19 protein-coding genes and 1 pseudogene are annotated in these 15,164 nt (G+C 36.2%); 9 read left to right on the forward strand and 11 right to left on the reverse strand.

Going from position 1 to position 15,164, the window contains the following annotated elements:
• Positions 1-19: 19 nt before the first annotated feature.
• Together COU51_04820 and COU51_04825 are read right to left on the reverse strand one after the other, a co-directional pair.
• Positions 20-748, reverse strand: coding sequence for a thymidylate kinase (locus COU51_04820; protein PIR66251.1), 729 nt, complete (start codon positions 746-748; stop codon positions 20-22).
• Positions 714-2,123, reverse strand: coding sequence for a hypothetical protein (locus COU51_04825; GenBank protein ID PIR66252.1), 1,410 nt, complete (start codon positions 2,121-2,123; stop codon positions 714-716). Before COU51_04825 ends, COU51_04820 begins: the two co-directional genes overlap by 35 nt.
• An 83-nt stretch (positions 2,124-2,206) precedes the next feature.
• On the opposite strand from COU51_04825, the gene COU51_04830 reads away from it, so the two are divergent.
• The 3 genes from COU51_04830 (at position 2,207) to COU51_04840 (ending at position 4,142) form a co-directional block, all read left to right on the forward strand.
• Positions 2,207-2,956 carry a hypothetical protein gene (locus COU51_04830; GenBank protein PIR66253.1) on the forward strand — a complete coding sequence of 250 codons (750 nt, stop codon included), beginning with the start codon at positions 2,207-2,209 and terminating at the stop codon, positions 2,954-2,956.
• A gap of 105 nt (positions 2,957-3,061) precedes the next feature.
• Positions 3,062-3,391, forward strand: coding sequence for a hypothetical protein (locus COU51_04835; GenBank protein ID PIR66254.1), 330 nt, complete (start codon positions 3,062-3,064; stop codon positions 3,389-3,391).
• Positions 3,378-4,142, forward strand: a complete 765-nt coding sequence (locus COU51_04840) for a hypothetical protein (GenBank protein PIR66255.1) — start codon at positions 3,378-3,380, stop codon at positions 4,140-4,142. Before COU51_04835 ends, COU51_04840 begins: the two co-directional genes overlap by 14 nt.
• 41 nt (positions 4,143-4,183) lie before the next feature.
• Here the strand turns inward: COU51_04840 and COU51_04845 are convergent, their stop codons facing one another.
• From COU51_04845 to COU51_04880, 8 genes and pseudogenes are all read right to left on the reverse strand, one after another.
• The gene (locus COU51_04845) at positions 4,184-5,233 is read right to left on the reverse strand and encodes a hypothetical protein (protein PIR66256.1); all 1,050 of its coding nucleotides are present in this window, start codon (positions 5,231-5,233) and stop codon (positions 4,184-4,186) included.
• A gap of 5 nt (positions 5,234-5,238) precedes the next feature.
• Positions 5,239-5,624 (reverse strand): annotated as a pseudogene (locus COU51_04850) (hypothetical protein).
• Positions 5,625-5,638: 14 nt separating this feature from the next.
• Complete coding sequence (locus tag COU51_04855; protein PIR66257.1) at positions 5,639-6,262, reverse strand: hypothetical protein; 624 nt, start codon at positions 6,260-6,262, stop codon at positions 5,639-5,641.
• Complete coding sequence (locus COU51_04860; GenBank protein PIR66258.1) at positions 6,207-6,785, reverse strand: dCMP deaminase; 579 nt, start codon at positions 6,783-6,785, stop codon at positions 6,207-6,209. The genes COU51_04855 and COU51_04860 overlap by 56 nt, the downstream gene beginning before the upstream one ends.
• A gap of 125 nt (positions 6,786-6,910) precedes the next feature.
• Positions 6,911-7,654, reverse strand: coding sequence for a 50S ribosomal protein L1 (gene rplA / locus COU51_04865; GenBank protein PIR66286.1), 744 nt, complete (start codon positions 7,652-7,654; stop codon positions 6,911-6,913).
• A 66-nt stretch (positions 7,655-7,720) separates the two neighbouring features.
• The gene (rplK, locus tag COU51_04870; protein ID PIR66259.1) at positions 7,721-8,143 is read right to left on the reverse strand and encodes a 50S ribosomal protein L11; all 423 of its coding nucleotides are present in this window, start codon (positions 8,141-8,143) and stop codon (positions 7,721-7,723) included.
• 62 nt (positions 8,144-8,205) lie between these two features.
• Positions 8,206-8,748, reverse strand: a complete 543-nt coding sequence (locus COU51_04875) for a transcription termination/antitermination protein NusG (GenBank protein PIR66260.1) — start codon at positions 8,746-8,748, stop codon at positions 8,206-8,208.
• A gap of 69 nt (positions 8,749-8,817) precedes the next feature.
• Complete coding sequence (locus tag COU51_04880; GenBank protein ID PIR66261.1) at positions 8,818-9,000, reverse strand: preprotein translocase subunit SecE; 183 nt, start codon at positions 8,998-9,000, stop codon at positions 8,818-8,820.
• Positions 9,001-9,155: 155 nt separating this feature from the next.
• On the opposite strand from COU51_04880, the gene COU51_04885 reads away from it, so the two are divergent.
• From COU51_04885 to COU51_04895, 3 genes are all read left to right on the forward strand, one after another.
• Positions 9,156-9,377 (forward strand): hypothetical protein, encoded by a 222-nt coding sequence (locus COU51_04885; protein ID PIR66262.1) that lies wholly within the window; start codon positions 9,156-9,158, stop codon positions 9,375-9,377.
• Entirely contained in the window at positions 9,374-9,646 is a 273-nt protein-coding gene (locus COU51_04890; protein ID PIR66263.1) for a hypothetical protein, read from the forward strand. The genes COU51_04885 and COU51_04890 overlap by 4 nt, the downstream gene beginning before the upstream one ends.
• 92 nt (positions 9,647-9,738) lie before the next feature.
• On the forward strand, positions 9,739-10,044 hold the full coding sequence (locus COU51_04895; GenBank protein ID PIR66264.1) for a hypothetical protein: 306 nt from the start codon (positions 9,739-9,741) through the stop codon (positions 10,042-10,044).
• Positions 10,045-10,167: 123 nt separating this feature from the next.
• Here COU51_04895 and gyrB read toward each other — a convergent pair whose 3' ends face one another.
• On the reverse strand, positions 10,168-12,183 hold the full coding sequence (gyrB, locus tag COU51_04900) for a DNA topoisomerase (ATP-hydrolyzing) subunit B (protein ID PIR66265.1): 2,016 nt from the start codon (positions 12,181-12,183) through the stop codon (positions 10,168-10,170).
• Between the two features lie 100 nt (positions 12,184-12,283).
• Here gyrB and COU51_04905 point away from each other — a divergent pair, with 100 nt between their 5' ends.
• From COU51_04905 to COU51_04915, 3 genes are all read left to right on the forward strand, one after another.
• Complete coding sequence (locus COU51_04905; protein PIR66266.1) at positions 12,284-13,204, forward strand: hypothetical protein; 921 nt, start codon at positions 12,284-12,286, stop codon at positions 13,202-13,204.
• A gap of 118 nt (positions 13,205-13,322) precedes the next feature.
• Complete coding sequence (locus tag COU51_04910; GenBank protein ID PIR66267.1) at positions 13,323-14,414, forward strand: rod shape-determining protein RodA; 1,092 nt, start codon at positions 13,323-13,325, stop codon at positions 14,412-14,414.
• A 69-nt stretch (positions 14,415-14,483) separates the two neighbouring features.
• The gene (locus tag COU51_04915) at positions 14,484-15,146 is read left to right on the forward strand and encodes a 50S ribosomal protein L25 (protein PIR66268.1); all 663 of its coding nucleotides are present in this window, start codon (positions 14,484-14,486) and stop codon (positions 15,144-15,146) included.
• Positions 15,147-15,164 lie beyond the last annotated feature (18 nt).

A 15,164-nucleotide genomic window follows, 5' to 3' on the forward strand; every position in this document is an offset into this window, starting at 1 on the left:
TTAATTTTAATACTATATATTATATCATTTCCGAAACAATTGCCCAAATTTTTTCGTGGATAAGGTCTATAGAAAGAAGTTCGCCGTTTTCTTCGCATTTTATCCGTACCCAGTTATTCATTTCCGAAACAAGACGAAGAGACTGTTCGTGCGAATCGGTTTGATGTTCTACACTGGATTCCACGCCGTCTTTTTTCGCGCCACCGGTATAATTGCGCGAGGCTTTTTTTTCAATAAGAATTTGCGATGTTTTTGGTTGAACGTCAAGGTATAAAATGAGGTCAGGGCGGGGGATTCCAAATACTCCATGTTCAATTTTATCTAGCCAATTCAAAAATGTTTTACGTTTTTCTTCATCTTTTATTTTTCCGCCTTGATGAATCTGGTTTCCACTCACATATCTGTCTAAAAGGATAATTTTTTCTTCCGCCAGCCACTGGCGTATTTTTTCGCTTGATTCATATCTGTCGGCAGCATAAAGGACAGATGCAAGATATGGGTTAAACTTTGTTGGGTCGCCAAAATCTCCGCGTAAAAAACAACCAATAATATTTCCAAAATGATTATTGTAATATTGCGGGAAATCCAATGTCTCTACTTTACGTCCTTCGTCAACAAACCGCTCTATAAGTTTTTTTGTTTGTGTCGCTTTGCCAGAACCATCAGTCCCGTCAATAACTATTAGTTTACCCAAAGGCATAGAAATTTTTAATTTATTTATTTCCAACGGTAGAAAATGTTGTATCATCCATATCCACGGCAATATATTTTGCCAATAACGGATGAACGCTTTCCACTTCACGCCAGCATTCTTGTGCGATACGGCGATAAGATATATGTCCTTTTTTACCGGAGCGTAAAGGTATAAAATGATGAAGCTCGCGCAAATTCCAAGTAATTAGAGTGCGTTTTTTATATGCCAGTGGCACGATATATTGCGCTTCTTCTGGAAATTCTTTTATTAGTTTTTGATAAGCTTCTTCTGCTACGGCCATAGCATTTTTAAATCCCGTTTCATAACCAGCTTCTATTATTTCATCCGGTATGGAATATCCATGCACAGTTGTAACGGCTTGGTTGGTCTGGGTTGCCATTCTATGGCGCTGGATGTCACGAAAAGCCCCGTAGTCCATTAGAATATCAAAAGTGTAATAAATATGCTCAAGCTCGCGCAAAGGCCTGTCATACGGCTTTTTATACTTTAAAGCCTCATTTATAATTGCTTCTTTTATTGCCATCGGCATGCGTTCTATATTATCTTTTATCTGTGAATAGGGGAGAGTGCTAGTTTTATAAAGAAGCGAAGCAATCAATTTATTATCCGCCGATTTGTCATAATTAACAAGTTTTACGGCAATATTGGAATTTGCCGGCTGAATACCAAAAATCCATTCATTTAATTTGCGGAGTTCTTGGTCTGTTTTTTGCAGATATTCATTTGGCTCTGCATATTTTATCAGGGTAGGAGTTATTTTTTGTCCAACATTTTTTATTTCGCGTCCGATTTCTTGCATTTCTTCCAAAGGATGCGAGAGTAGTTTGGCAATTGCCCATTCCAAAGCTCTTGCGTTCATAGTAAGTCCGAGATTTGTTTGGGTTGCTGTTGGTAAAAGATAGCGGATATTATCACAGGCACGCGCTTTACTTACTGATTCATAAAGCTTTTCGCCCATATTTTCCGGTTTTGGATATTTTTTCTTTACAAAATTCATCATTGGTTCTGTCAGGGCTTCATAAACTTGAAAAAGGTAATCGCCTGTTCGTTCGTATGTCTCCGCAAAAGGAGAATTTATAATTCGTTCCGGCTTGTAATATGTGTTTTTATCAAAAATTTGATAACGGGTTGATTTTTCAGTATAAGATGCAAGGCGGTTATCTTCCAGTACTTTTGTTGCCAAAATTGATAGGTTTTCTACCGCAATAGAAAGAACGGCGTGTTCTGCAACAGATGAGTGGCCATAGCCTACGACCCATTTTTCATGAAATTCGCTTGATTTTTCTTCGGTCAGTTCTTTTGCTATTTCATCAAAAGGTTCTGGGGAGCGTGAACATTTTGCAAAACAAACCGCTTTTATCTCCGGTGTTAATCCCTCCAATGTATATATACGAAGCTTATTTGACATAAAGGTGTTAGAGTTATAAATTATAGTAGGAGTTCTTTTTATCAGTTTATAACAAAGCGGTGGAGCGCGCAAGGAGGGTCAAAATGCTTGAAAATGAGGCGAGAAAAGATTTTTTGAAATGCATCGAAGAGTTTCCGGAAAATGAAGACGGCTTTGAGCTTGGACTGCATTATAGTTTTTTCCAAAAATTAGTGAAGATATTAAAAACAGAATACAGATGGAAAAAATACGCTATGAAAAACCGTAGCGTTCAGGGCGGTGGCGAAGGTCAGGAAATGCCGGAAACTTTATTGGATCATATGTTACATAAGTTTATGGTTGCTTCTGAGATGGTAGCAATTGAAAAGGGGTATGGTGGACATAAGAGTTTAGAAATCAGGCGTCGCCAGCTTTATTTGTCTTTTTTTATGTATAGCTTGGCTATGGCGGCTCATGGTGAAATATCCTTAATGGATAAAAATGCGTATGACTTGGCACAGGAAGATAATACTTTCATGAATTTTCTTAGAAAATATCCGGAAGTAGCGCATGGACCGTTTAGAAGAGCATACGAGCTTTCACAGGAAAGAGATAGGGCGATTTTGGCCGGCAAAAACTTGGATAGTATTTCTGTAACCGGAAGATTTTTGTGGGCGATTGTTGTAGCAACGTTTTTGGACAAATCGCTTTATGAAGTAAGGCGTGGTCAGCTTGCCTTTGCAAATACTTTTCATAACGTTTGGGAAGATATTGAGCCTTTAATGAGAGAGTTTTATTCTTTTAGAATTAAGGTTTCGCCGATTTTATCGGAAATCAAGGGATATATGGATAGCTATCCGCGTTGGGCTGAATAATCCTCATTTTTATGGGGATTTTTTAACTGTGGATAACTTTTGGGTTTACACTAATAAAAAAGAGGACTAAACTTGAAAGTAAGTTCTTTTTTTAAGGAGGGAAAAATGGACGAAGCAGACAGCTATCAAGATAAAACATATAGTCCACTTACGCATGACAAACAAAAGATTAGAGACGATTTGGTAATGTTTTGTCGAGAAGAGGGTATTGAAGTGCGTGATGGCTTTATGAAGATTCGCCTTGTTTTGTGTGAAGATTATTTAACAAGAATTTATAAAAATCTTCCGACCAGAACCATAAAAACACTTTTGGATATAATGATTCTGCAAGGTATTGTGGGAATAAGAAGAGGCGAGAATACTAATAGATGGTATATTTTAATTCCAGAGCATGCCAGCTTTGCGATAAAGGAGGGTGAAGATGAAACCAAATAGAAAGTTGTTTAGAGATTATTTATTTGCCTTGAGAGATGCTGGAAGGAAAATAGACTTAATGGAATTTACTGCATTTTGCCGATCGTTTACTAATTCATTGGCAGAAGAAAAAAGATACGAATTATTGGCGGGCATTAGCAGGAAATATAATTTTTCAGAATCAGGTGAGGTTTTGCCGGAAGCAGTTTTGACTCACACTGCATTTGATACGCCTTTTTTGGGGAATATGATGTTAGCGATTGAAAAGTACAAAGAAACTGCAGAATATAATTTTTTAGATAGCTCTTTATTGCAACTTGCATTTTTTGTTCATGATTTTGCCGAAGGTATTAGTTTGAAGGGTGATGTTGATTTTATAAATAAAGATAGCGCGGTTGAAAGAGAAGAAGAAGAAGCTTTGGAGTTATTGTTTTCAGTGCTTCATCCTGCTCTGGCGAATGAAATTAGAAAAGCGACTCTTATGGTTGAAACGGTTCCGCCAATTTGGCGAAGAGGGGAGACGCCGGAAAAAGTAGGTCTAACCGCACAGTTTTTTAATGCGGTAGAAAATGCTGGATATGTTTCCCGCGCGCTTTATGAAGTGCGGGCAGGAAATTTGCCTTTTGTGAATGTTTTTTATGATCAATGGGAAAAAGTTGAATATTATATTAAAAAGTTTGAATCGTTTAGATCTCTTATTGAACCGCATTTGGAATTTATGGAGGACTTCAGAGAAAAATATAAAGATGCGCCGTGGCGTCATCAAAAATAATCCTGACAATTAGTCAGGATTATATAATACAAAATATTTTATTATAACAATGGTTTTTGGAGAGAGGATAACTTTGTGAGGATTGATATTTTAAATTGGGAGATATTTTCATTGTCCCAAAAAAACCAGTTTTCTGCGGATTTTGGCAAAAATCTGTCTGAAGAAAAATTTTTATGCAAGTAATGTTCTTTCAACGGCCAGGTCAGATCTGCTGATGCAAGTCGGAGCATATCGGGTACAATTTCCAATTCTTTTTGTGTTAGAGGGTTAATGTCATGGTATATACTTAAAAATACTTCTGCCCTTTCAAAATTTAATGGGGTATGAAAATTCCATGTCCAATCTGTTTTGCAGGCAAAAACCATTGCGCAGATAACTTCCCATATTCTTGGTTGGTGCTTTGCCAACTCCCAATCAACAACTGCGGAAACTTCTCCCTTTTCGTTAAATAGCATATTAGCAGCATGAAAATCGCCATGAATAAGAAGAGAGGGCAGTTCATCTGTATCAATTTTTGGCGCTAGATGCAGTTCGTTGATTTTATGGGTTAATATACTATTTATTTCTCTATCAAAATCATCAAAAAATGATTTTTTTGACAAGTGTCTAATTACGTCCGAATAAAGATGGTCTAGCGCTCCTCGGCTCCAAATAGGCACTATTGGTTCCAGGTCTAAAGGAATATTTTTTGCCAAATAATGATAGCGCGCCAAAGTTTTTGCAATATTTATTAGTTCTTCGTCAGTTACGCTGTTTGTCGCTACTCTTGTATGGCCGGCAATATAATCAAAAAAGGTAAAGCGCTTGTTGTCTATTTCCGTTAGCGCATTGTCTTCATTATTTTTTATGAGTCCGGGAATAGGAAACTTTTGATCTTTCAAATATGCTAGCAACTGATGTTCGCGCGAAATACGCTCATTAGTTTCGCGTAGATATTTTTTCAAAAAGAATTTTCCTTTGCTCGTTTCTATAATATAGTTATCATTCGTAAAACCACCTTCTGCCCGGCTTAGGTTGGAGAATGTTCCCAATTCGTATTGGGATAAAAGAGAAGGGATGTCTTGTATCATTTGTCGCATTTTTTCTTGCATATTTTTTACCCGCCCCTTTTGTAAAGGGAGGTTGGGAGGGATTTTATTTCATCTAAAATATATTCTATCACACCTTCAATATTTTTTAGGAGTTCTCGGTCATTGAATCTAAAAATCTTAAACCCCAAGCTTGATAGATATTTATCTCTTATTTTATTTTTTACTAAATATTTTTTTCAAAATGTTGTCCGCCATCTATCTCAATTATTATTTTTTTAGCAGGACAATAAAAATCAACTATATAATTGCTAATTGGTTTTTGTCTGTAGAATTGCAAATTTTTAATTTGTTTTTTTCTGATATGTTCCCAAAAAATTCTTTCCGTGTCTATCATTTCCTTTCTTAATTTGCGCGAATATTTTTTAAGATATGATTGATATTTTGGCAACATATCTAAAATTCCCCTTAATCCCCCTTTACGAAAGGGAGGAGACTATTTATAAATTCGTCAACTTTTTCTTTTAATTGTTCTATGTTTCCGTCATTTATTATTGTATAATCGGCCATTTTAATCAGTGGAGCAAGGTTTTGTTTTCCTTCACCACCTTCCATTTCTCGTTCTTCTTGCAATCTAAATTTTTCAAAAGATATTTCATCGCCTTCGCGTTGTCTATTTTTTATTCGTTCATAGCGAAGTTCAATCGGCGCATCTACTGCGACAAAAATAAAATTATCTTGGTTTTTAAGATATTCAGCTTCTTTTGGGTTTCTGATGCTGGTTATTATATATTTTTTTCTATTTTCAATGTTTATTTTTTTTATTATGCGTTTTGCCAAAACATCATAACCTTCTGTGGCGCGTAACTTATTTGCAAGAGAGGTAAGTGTGTCGCGATCTTTTGGCAGGCCTTGATTATCGCACTCTTCTCTTATAGCGTCTGATAAAGAAAAATGAATAAATCCTTTTTGTTCAAGGTATTCTGCAACCGTATCTTTTCCTGCGCCAAGTGTGCCCGTAACTCCTATAATCATATTAGTATATTTGTCTGAAAGTATTAATCGGGGGATATTCTTGCTGAAGTTCTGCATTTTCTTCTAGTATAACTTCTTTTTCATTTACTTTCTTTACATTGTTTTCAAATAAGTTTTTTATATTTTCGTTCCATTCTTGATTGGGTACGTAAAAGACAACTTCTAATCCAGCTTGTTTTAAGTAATCCATTGCTTGCGAGTTGCGATAAATTGTTTCAATAACAATTCTTTTAATTCCGGCAGCAACGATATATTTGCAACAATGAATACAGGGTGAATAAAGAGCATAGAGAGTGGCACCTTCGGTAGTCTGTCCGGCAGTTACGGCGGCTTGTAAAATCGTGTTATGCTCGGCGTGGATTGTACGGACGCAGTGTCCTTCTTCCATAAGATGCCCTGCTTCGCTGTCACAATGCGGAAGCCCGGGCGGAGAACCATTGTAGCCTGTGGATATTATTCTTTTATTTTTAACTAAAACCGCGCCAGCGCGAAGTCTGTCGCAAGTGCTTCTGGTGGCGATAATGCGCGCAATCGCCATGAAGTAATCGTCCCATGACGGACGGATAAAATTTTCAGCCATATATTTTTTTATTTATTGCTATCTATATTCTAAAACATAGAGGCAAGGGAGTCAAAGTTTTATAATATAAAATTCAAAAAATCCCGCAGAAGCGGGATTTTTTGGTTGGTTATGAAATTTGAAGTTTATATTTCCAATTTTATTCCAGGGCCCATACTTGTGGATAAAACCAAGCCCTTAATAAATATTCCTTTTGAAGATGCTGGTTTTGATTTTTTCAAAACAGCAATAAATGTTTCAATATTTTCTTTTAATGCGTTGTCGTCAAATGATAATTTTCCAAGAGCAACGTGCAGATTGGCGGTGTCATCATTTTTAAAAACAATCTTTCCTTTTTTTAATTGCTCTACAGCTTCTTTTATCTTTGTTGTAATCGTATCATTTTTAGGAGAAGGCATCATACCCTTAGGCCCCAAGACTTTTGCTAAAGGAGCCATTTTTGGCATTATATCAGGTGTTGCAACCGCTACGTCAAAATCAACTTTTCCCGATTGTTTTATTTGATTGATGAGTTCTTCGCCTCCGACAATGTCGGCACCGCTTGCTTTTGCATCTTTTTCATTTTTTTCGCTTGTAAAAACTGCGATGCGAAGAGTTTTTCCTGTTCCATGAGGGAGAACAACTGTTCCGCGAACTTGCTCCTCGCCTTTTTTTGGATCAATTCCAAGGCGGGCGTGAAGTTCTACAGAAGGGTCAAATTTTACTTTTGAGGTTTCTCTTGCAAATTTTACTGCTTTTTCAACGGAGTATGTTTTGCTTTTATCAAACCCTGTATTTTCTTCCTGTTTTTTGACGTTTTTTTCTTCATTTGGTTTTTCTGTCTTTACTGATACGTTTTTATCTTTTTGCTTTTTTATTTTTTTTGCCATATTTTTTTCGTGGTACAAATGCTATTGATAAGTTTATTTTATCTCCAGCTCCCACAAATTTAATTATTATTTTACTTCAATTCCCATTTGTCTTGCCGTTCCTTCTATGATTTTCGTTGCCGCTTCAATATTATTGGCATTTAAATCAGGCATTTTTTTCTCAGCAATTTCTTTTATTTGCGCTTTTGTGACACTCCCAACTTTTTCTGTCAGCGGTTTTCCAGAGCCTTTTTTAACTCCGGCGGCTTTTTTCAAAAGTTCTGATGCAGGAGGAGTCTTTAATTTGAAGGTATAACTTCTGTCTTCATAGACATAAATTTCTACAGGAATTATTTCTCCGCGCATATCTTTTGTCGCGTCATTGTATTTTGCGCAAAACTCTGAAATATTAAGTCCGTGCTGACCCAATGCAGGACCAACCGGAGGTGCCGGATTTGCTGCACCGGCAGGGATTTGCAATTTTATAACTGTTTTTATTTTTTTTGCCATACTATTTATTTTATTATTAATGCCATAGAAGCTGTCAAAGACAATGGCACTAAAAAAATTATTTAGAGTTTCTTCACCTGAAGGAAGTCTAATTCTACGGGTGTTTCGCGTCCGAACACATTTACAAGTACTTTGACCTTTCCGCGTTCGTTATCAACATTATCAATTTTTCCTTCAGAATTTTTAAATGGGCCATCCGTGATTCGTACTGGATCGCCGATTTCGACATCCATTTTATATTGTGGTTCATCTACGCCCATTCTTTTCTGCAGAGCTTTTATTTCCTCTTCAGAAAGCGGTGTAGGGATTGTTCCTGTGCCGATAAATCCCGTTACATTTGGAGTGTTTCTTACCATATACCAGCTATCGTCAGTCACCATCATATCAATCAAGACATAGCCGGGAAATATTTTTTCTGTTACCACTTTTCTTTTTCCATTTCTAATTTTTATCTTTTTTTCGGTTGGAATTAGTACATCAAAAATCTTATCATGCATATCGTATGAATCGATGCGTTGTTTTAAGTTTTCCGCAACATTTTCTTCATATCCGGAATAAGTGTGTACAGCGTACCATTGCCTTCCGCGTTCTAATTGTTTTGCCATAAAATTAGGGTATAGGAATAAGATATAGAGTATAAACTTGTATACAAGATACCATTTCCTGCCTCCTCCTTATTTTATCAAGTTTTCTAATCCTAAAGTTAAAAAGTAGTCCAAAACTCCGAAAAAGAGGGCAATGCCCAAAGAAATTTCGATTACCAAGATTGTGTAATTGGTAGTTTCTTTTTTATTGGGCCAAACCACTTTTTTGAGTTCTGCTTTTGACTCCAGGATATATTTCATTACTTTATTCATATATGTGGATATTTATAATCCATTATCTTTTCTAAAAAACAGACCCGCAGGTCTATTAAATTTATAATAATAATATAACATAGTATTATTTTTATGTCAAATATTTGACCTGAATCTATATTCGTGCTAAATTTAGTACAGAAAGGAGGATATATTTGCAAAAAGACCAAATTTTTCGTGTAGTTCTTTATATCTTTGTTTTGATTCTTATGCTTGACGGAATGGCATATACGATAGGAAAGAAGAATTTTCCTGTACTTCGTTGGACACTTCGAAAAACCAAAGATTTCTGTATTTGGGTGCTGAAACTTCCGTTTCGCACGCTTAATATTGGCTTCAAAGCTCTTTTCAAAAACAAGAAAGGAGAGGGAAGATGAAAAAGATATTTGCAGTTTTGGTAATTATTTTTTGTTTTGTAGGATGCGCGACTAAAGAAGAGAAAAGACAAGTTATAATAAAAAGAGCAAGACATTCGGTTTGGTCTATACATTACGTTAAGGACTATAGGTCGGATATCTGTTTTGCGACTAGATGTTGGCAAATAGGTGTTTGCCAAGACTTGACTATGGTCCCTTGCACGGAAAAAGTAATGACGCTAATTGTTAATCCTCGCGAGAGCGAATGTAAAAAAGACTGCTATAATTAATCTGAAAAATAAAGACCTGAATTATTCGGGTCTTTATTTATAGATTGACTTTTTTAAAAAAAATTGTTAAAATTTTGTAAGAGGAGGAAGCAATGAAAAAGCTTTTTGGAATTTTTATTTTGATGATTGCTTTTTTTGCAACCGGATGTATGGCGACAATGCGGACAAGAAATATTTCAATGGAAAAATGCAAAATTCCGCCATCAGTTACAGAATGCCATTTGGTTTATTATCATAATTACGAAACCAAACAAGAGCGGTATAACGGTGTTATCAAAATTAAAATTCCTTGTGAGAGGATGAGGGAATTAATGAAGGGGAGGTATTGCACGGGAGAGTACAATGTATATACTAAGCCAGAAGAAAAAGAAAATCATAGCAGACATAGTGATGCTTAATCCGACTTTAAGTCTGGGCAAAAAAAGCTCGGACTTTTTATTTGAGAAAAAAATACGGCTCACACTAAATGAGACGTATTTTTTATATTAAGTGCGGGATAATAGGATGGCTTGTGGATTTTTTTATATATCCAAGTTTTTTACTCCTTTGGCATGAGTCTGAATAAATCTTTTGCGGGGAGCAACGTCACCACCCATTAAGACGGTGAATACTTCATCGGCTTTTTCGGCGTCTTCAACTGTGACTTGTTTTAAAATTCTATTTGCCGGATCCATTGTTGTATTCCAAAGTTCTTTCGGGTTCATTTCTCCCAAACCTTTATAGCGTTGAATATTGGCTTTTTTTTCTGTGCCTGATTCTTCATTTTCTTCCAGTTTTTCTGTCTTAGTTTTCTTTTTCATATCTTTTTTCTTTGGAATTGCCTGAAACCTTGCCAATATTTCTTCTTTTTCTTCATCAGAATAGGCATATTCACTTTGTTTGCCGACGGTTATTTGATACAAAGGCGGTTGAGCAATAAAGATATGTCCTTTTAAGACAAGTTCTGGGAAATATCTATAAAATAAAGTTAGGAGCAATGTGCGAATATGCGCGCCATCTACGTCAGCATCTGTCATAATGATTACCCTGTGATAACGGAGAGATTCAATGTTGAATTGTTCGCCAATATTTGTTCCAAGAGCGATTATTAAAGATTTTATTTCAGTATTAGCAAGCATTTTATCAAGCCGAGCGCGTTCCACATTCAAGATTTTTCCACGAAGCGGAAGGATTGCTTGAAAATGGCGATTGCGTCCTTGTTTACTTGAACCGCCGGCAGAATCTCCCTCAACAATATAAAGTTCGCATTCTGCTGGTTTTCGTGAAGAGCAGTCAGCCAGCTTGCCGGGAAGTGTCAGTCCTTCTAGCACGCCTTTTCTAAGAACAGTTTCGCGCGCTGCGCGGGCTGCGAGTCTGGCACGCGCTGCCAAAATACATTTTCCCAGAATTTCTTGGCCTTCTCTTGGGTGTTCTTCCAGAAAAATAGTAAATTGTTCGGCAAAAATAGATTCTACTATAGTACGTACTTCCGAATTGCCAAGTTTTGCTTTTGTTTGTCCTTCAAATTGAGGGTCTTTTACTTTTACAGAAATTACAGCTGTAAGGCCTTCGCGGGCATCGTCTCCGGATAAATTATCGTCTTTTTCTTTTAAAAATCCTTGTTTTCTGGCATATGTGTTTAAGACGCGGGTAAGCGCGCTTCTAAAACCGACCATATGGGTTCCACCTTCAGGATTGTAAATATTGTTTGCAAAAGCAAATACAGTATCCTTGTATTCGTCGGTGTATTGAACGGCTATTTCTACCCCTACTTCATCTTGCATTCTATCGGTATAAAAAACAGTCGGGTGCTTTATGTCTTTATTATGATTTAAGTGTTTTACATAAGATGCGATACCACCTTTAAAATAAAAATTATATGCCTGATGTTTTCCGCGGATACGTTTGTCATAGATTCCGATTTTTACGCCTTTATTAAGGTATGCTTGTTGGCGGATGTGGTCTAAGATTGTTTTCCATGTAAATTCTGTTGTTTCAAAGATTGACGCATCAGGTTTGAAAGTTATTATTGTTCCTGTTTTGCGGGTTGTACCCGTTGGTTTTACTTTTCCTACGGGTTTTCCTATTTTATATTCTTGTTCCCAAACTTTGCCTTCTCTCATTACTTCGGCTTTTGTGTAGCTTGAAAGAGCATTTACAACAGAAACGCCGACTCCGTGAAGTCCGCCCGAAACTTTGTATCCGCCTTCGCCGAATTTACCGCCGGCATGAAGCTTTGTCATTACAAGCTCTAATGCAGAAACCTTAAACTTTGAATGTTGGTCAACCGGAATGCCACGGCCATTATCTTCAACAGAAACCATATTGTCTGGAAGAAGATTGATTATGATGTGGTCACAGTAGCCAGCCATTGCTTCATCAATTGAGTTGTCCACAACCTCCCAAATTAAATGGTGCAGTCCTTGCGGACCTGTTGAGCCGATATACATTCCCGGACGTTTGCGGACCGGATCCAGTCCTTCTAAAACGGCAATTTGTTCTGCGCCATAAGCTTGTTTACTTGCTTTTTTCGACTCTTTTTCAATTTTTTTAGGCATAAGTTTTTAACTTTTTTAGTAATAATTACTATTATATTTTAGCATATTATTTATTATGTTGCAAGCTGGTATGATATAATTAAAATAACAAAAAATATTTATGGCGTTTAATCCAAATCAACAACCTATTAGCCAGACCGAAACGAAAGAACCAAACGTTTCCAAAAAGTCGTCTGACAAAGAAGGCGAACTAAAAGCATCTTTTAAATTTAGCTATTGGTTTTTTAGAAATAAGCCGTTTTTAAAAAAGGTTTTTATGGGTATTGTGATTATTATTGTTGCCGCGCCGTGGACATATACATTGATTTGGCTTTTGGATTGGGCGATTATAACGGGTCCCAAAGAACGGGCTAATCTAAATACGATTTTAGATATCAAGGTAAGCCAGGAGGCAATCACAAACGTATCTGCCGTGCCATTGGATTTTGGCGAGGCGGAAATATTTGCCGGCGGAATAGGGCAGTATGATATTTTCAGTCAAGTAAAAAATCAAAATGCTAAATGGTGGGTAGAATTTCAATATCGTTTTGTGGGAGAGGGGCTGGAAAGCGATTGGAGAAATGGTTTTATTTTGCCTGGCGAAACAAAGTATATAACAAATTTGGGAGTAGAGCGCGCTTTCCGTCCACGCAATATTCGTTTGGAAACAAGAGATATAAAATTTCACAGAATTGATAATCACGTAATACCAGATTATGCCAAGTTTAAAAAAGAACGAATGGATATCCCTATAAGCGATAAAAATTTTGATCCGCGGGCAATACAAAATAAAAAAAATATTGCGCTTCTGAGTTTTACTGCAAAAAATAACACCGCATATGATTATTGGTTGGTTGGATTTTATACTTATCTTTATCGTGGAGATCAGCTCGTTGCATTAAATTATATTGGCGTACCAGAACTTACATCTGGCGAGGCGCGAGACTTGGAAATTTATTTTTATGAAGGACTTCCGGCAATATCAAAGTATGAAATTGTCCCGGAATTGAATATTTTTGATGAGGATGGATATATAAAATAACGCAAAACATTAAATACAAGAAAAATATACGTCTTATGGCGTGTATTTTGTTTACAAGAGTTGTGGATAAGTGATAAGATACTTCATAACTATTAGCCGTGAATTATAAAATATAAATATGGATTTGCGACAAGGTTTTATACAAAAATTTGATTGGATGTTGTTTTTGCCTGTTTTTCTTTTGGGAGCAATAGGTCTTGTAGCGATTTACTCTACTGATTTGGGAGAGGTGACTGCTGATTTTGCCAATTTTAAAAAACAGCTCTTAACTTTTGCCGTAGGTATTTTTTTTGTTTTTGTTATAGCCGCGCTTAATTATCGCCAGTTAAAAAACGGGAAAAATTTATTATACTTTATTGGATTTCTACTTTTAGCAGGTGTCTTAATTTTTGGAAAAAATATCAGGGGTACGACCGGTTGGTTTTATTTAGGTCCATTTTCTTTTCAGCCGGTTGAGATTATAAAAATAATTTTAGTAATTTTTTTGGCTGATTATTTTGCGCGCGAAGGCAGACGATTATTTTCTTTTTGGGATATTATAAAAAGTTTAATCGCAGTTGCAATTTTCATTGCCCTTGTGCTTTACCAGCCGGACCTAGGTTCATCAATAATTTTATTTTTAGCATGGGCTGGGATGCTTATTGTTTCGCGTGTTAGAAAAAAACACCTTATCATTATTCTTTTTGCATTTTTTGCCGTCAGCTTAGTTTCCTGGTTTTTTATATTAAAGGATTTTCAGAAGGATCGTATTTCAGTTTTTACAAATCCAGAGCTTGATCCTTTGGGTGCAGGATATAATATTAAACAATCAATTATAGCTATTGGATCTGGTGGCATATTCGGAAAGGGGTTGGGTTTTGGCTCTCAAAGCCAGCTTAGGTTTTTGCCCGAAGCTCATACGGACTTTATTTTTGCTTTAATTGCGGAAGAAATGGGATTTGTAATGGTATTTTTTATAATCGGACTTTACACGCTGTTTTTTTATAGGATTTTGAAAATAGCAAAAGATAGCAAAAATGACTTTAACGCCTATGTTGCAATTGGGTTTTTAGTGGTTTTTTTATGTGAAACTCTAATAAATATAGGTATGAATATCGGTCTTATGCCGGTAACGGGTATTGCTTTGCCATTTATAAGTTTAGGAGGTAGTTCGCTTATTTCCAGTTTTATTATGGTAGGTATTTTGGAGAGTATGAGAGTGAGAAGCTGATAAATATTGACTAAAATCACAACTTATGTTATATTAAATATATTCTAAAAACCTAATATCAAAAGTTATATGACCGTCATATTAAATTCAGAAGCAAGAGGAGAAAAAACAATTTCAGCTTTAAGAGCCGAAGGCAAAATAACTGCCGAACTTTATGGTCCTGAAATAAAAAATCAGAGCGTTCTTTTGGATTATAAAGAATTTGATAAAGTTTACAATGAAGCAGGCGAATCGTCTCTTGTTGTTGTAAAAGCGCCGGACGGCACAGACATAAACGTTTTGATTGTTGAAGTTCAGTATCACCCGATAAGCGGAAAATATATAAATGTTGATTTACGTCAGGTCTCTATGAAAGAAAAAATAGAAGCTGACGTTGAATTGAAATTTATTGGCGAAGCGCCGGCTGTTAAGGGTCTTGGTGGAACATTTATTCCTGCAAAAAATACACTTGCCATAAAGGCGTTACCGGCTGACTTGATTAGCGAAATTGAAGTTGACATTTCCGGACTTGCCACTTTTGAAGATAAGATAACCGTAGCTGATATAAAATTAGCGCCTGGAATTGAAATAATGGATTCACCAGAATCATTAGTCGCTATTATAACAGAACCACAAGAAGAGGAAGTAGCGGAGCCTACGCCGGAAAGTGAAGCAGAACGCGTTGCTTCTGTAGAAGTCGCAGGAGAAAAGAAAGAAGATAGTGACGAAGAAAAGGAAGATTCCAAGAACTAAGTACTTCTTTTTTACAAA

The organism is Parcubacteria group bacterium CG10_big_fil_rev_8_21_14_0_10_36_14 (assembly GCA_002772895.1).
GTDB lineage: Bacteria > Patescibacteriota > Patescibacteriia.

Excerpts from the sequence above, each read along its gene's own strand:
- COU51_04820 (PIR66251.1), bottom strand. The coding sequence starts at position 748 with ATGATACAACATTTTCTACCGTTGGAAATAAATAAATTAAAAATTTCT.
- COU51_04825 (PIR66252.1), bottom strand. The coding sequence starts at position 2,123 with ATGTCAAATAAGCTTCGTATATATACATTGGAGGGATTAACACCGGAG.
- COU51_04830 (PIR66253.1), top strand. The coding sequence starts at position 2,207 with ATGCTTGAAAATGAGGCGAGAAAAGATTTTTTGAAATGCATCGAAGAG.
- COU51_04835 (PIR66254.1), top strand. The coding sequence starts at position 3,062 with ATGGACGAAGCAGACAGCTATCAAGATAAAACATATAGTCCACTTACG.
- COU51_04840 (PIR66255.1), top strand. The coding sequence starts at position 3,378 with ATGAAACCAAATAGAAAGTTGTTTAGAGATTATTTATTTGCCTTGAGA.
- COU51_04845 (PIR66256.1), bottom strand. The coding sequence starts at position 5,233 with ATGCAAGAAAAAATGCGACAAATGATACAAGACATCCCTTCTCTTTTA.
- COU51_04855 (PIR66257.1), bottom strand. The coding sequence starts at position 6,262 with ATGCAGAACTTCAGCAAGAATATCCCCCGATTAATACTTTCAGACAAA.
- COU51_04860 (PIR66258.1), bottom strand. The coding sequence starts at position 6,785 with ATGGCTGAAAATTTTATCCGTCCGTCATGGGACGATTACTTCATGGCG.
- rplA (PIR66286.1), bottom strand. The coding sequence starts at position 7,654 with ATGGCAAAAAAAATAAAAAAGCAAAAAGATAAAAACGTATCAGTAAAG.
- rplK (PIR66259.1), bottom strand. The coding sequence starts at position 8,143 with ATGGCAAAAAAAATAAAAACAGTTATAAAATTGCAAATCCCTGCCGGT.
- COU51_04875 (PIR66260.1), bottom strand. The coding sequence starts at position 8,748 with ATGGCAAAACAATTAGAACGCGGAAGGCAATGGTACGCTGTACACACT.
- COU51_04880 (PIR66261.1), bottom strand. The coding sequence starts at position 9,000 with ATGAATAAAGTAATGAAATATATCCTGGAGTCAAAAGCAGAACTCAAA.
- COU51_04890 (PIR66263.1), top strand. The coding sequence starts at position 9,374 with ATGAAAAAGATATTTGCAGTTTTGGTAATTATTTTTTGTTTTGTAGGA.
- COU51_04895 (PIR66264.1), top strand. The coding sequence starts at position 9,739 with ATGAAAAAGCTTTTTGGAATTTTTATTTTGATGATTGCTTTTTTTGCA.
- gyrB (PIR66265.1), bottom strand. The coding sequence starts at position 12,183 with ATGCCTAAAAAAATTGAAAAAGAGTCGAAAAAAGCAAGTAAACAAGCT.
- COU51_04905 (PIR66266.1), top strand. The coding sequence starts at position 12,284 with ATGGCGTTTAATCCAAATCAACAACCTATTAGCCAGACCGAAACGAAA.
- COU51_04910 (PIR66267.1), top strand. The coding sequence starts at position 13,323 with ATGGATTTGCGACAAGGTTTTATACAAAAATTTGATTGGATGTTGTTT.
- COU51_04915 (PIR66268.1), top strand. The coding sequence starts at position 14,484 with ATGACCGTCATATTAAATTCAGAAGCAAGAGGAGAAAAAACAATTTCA.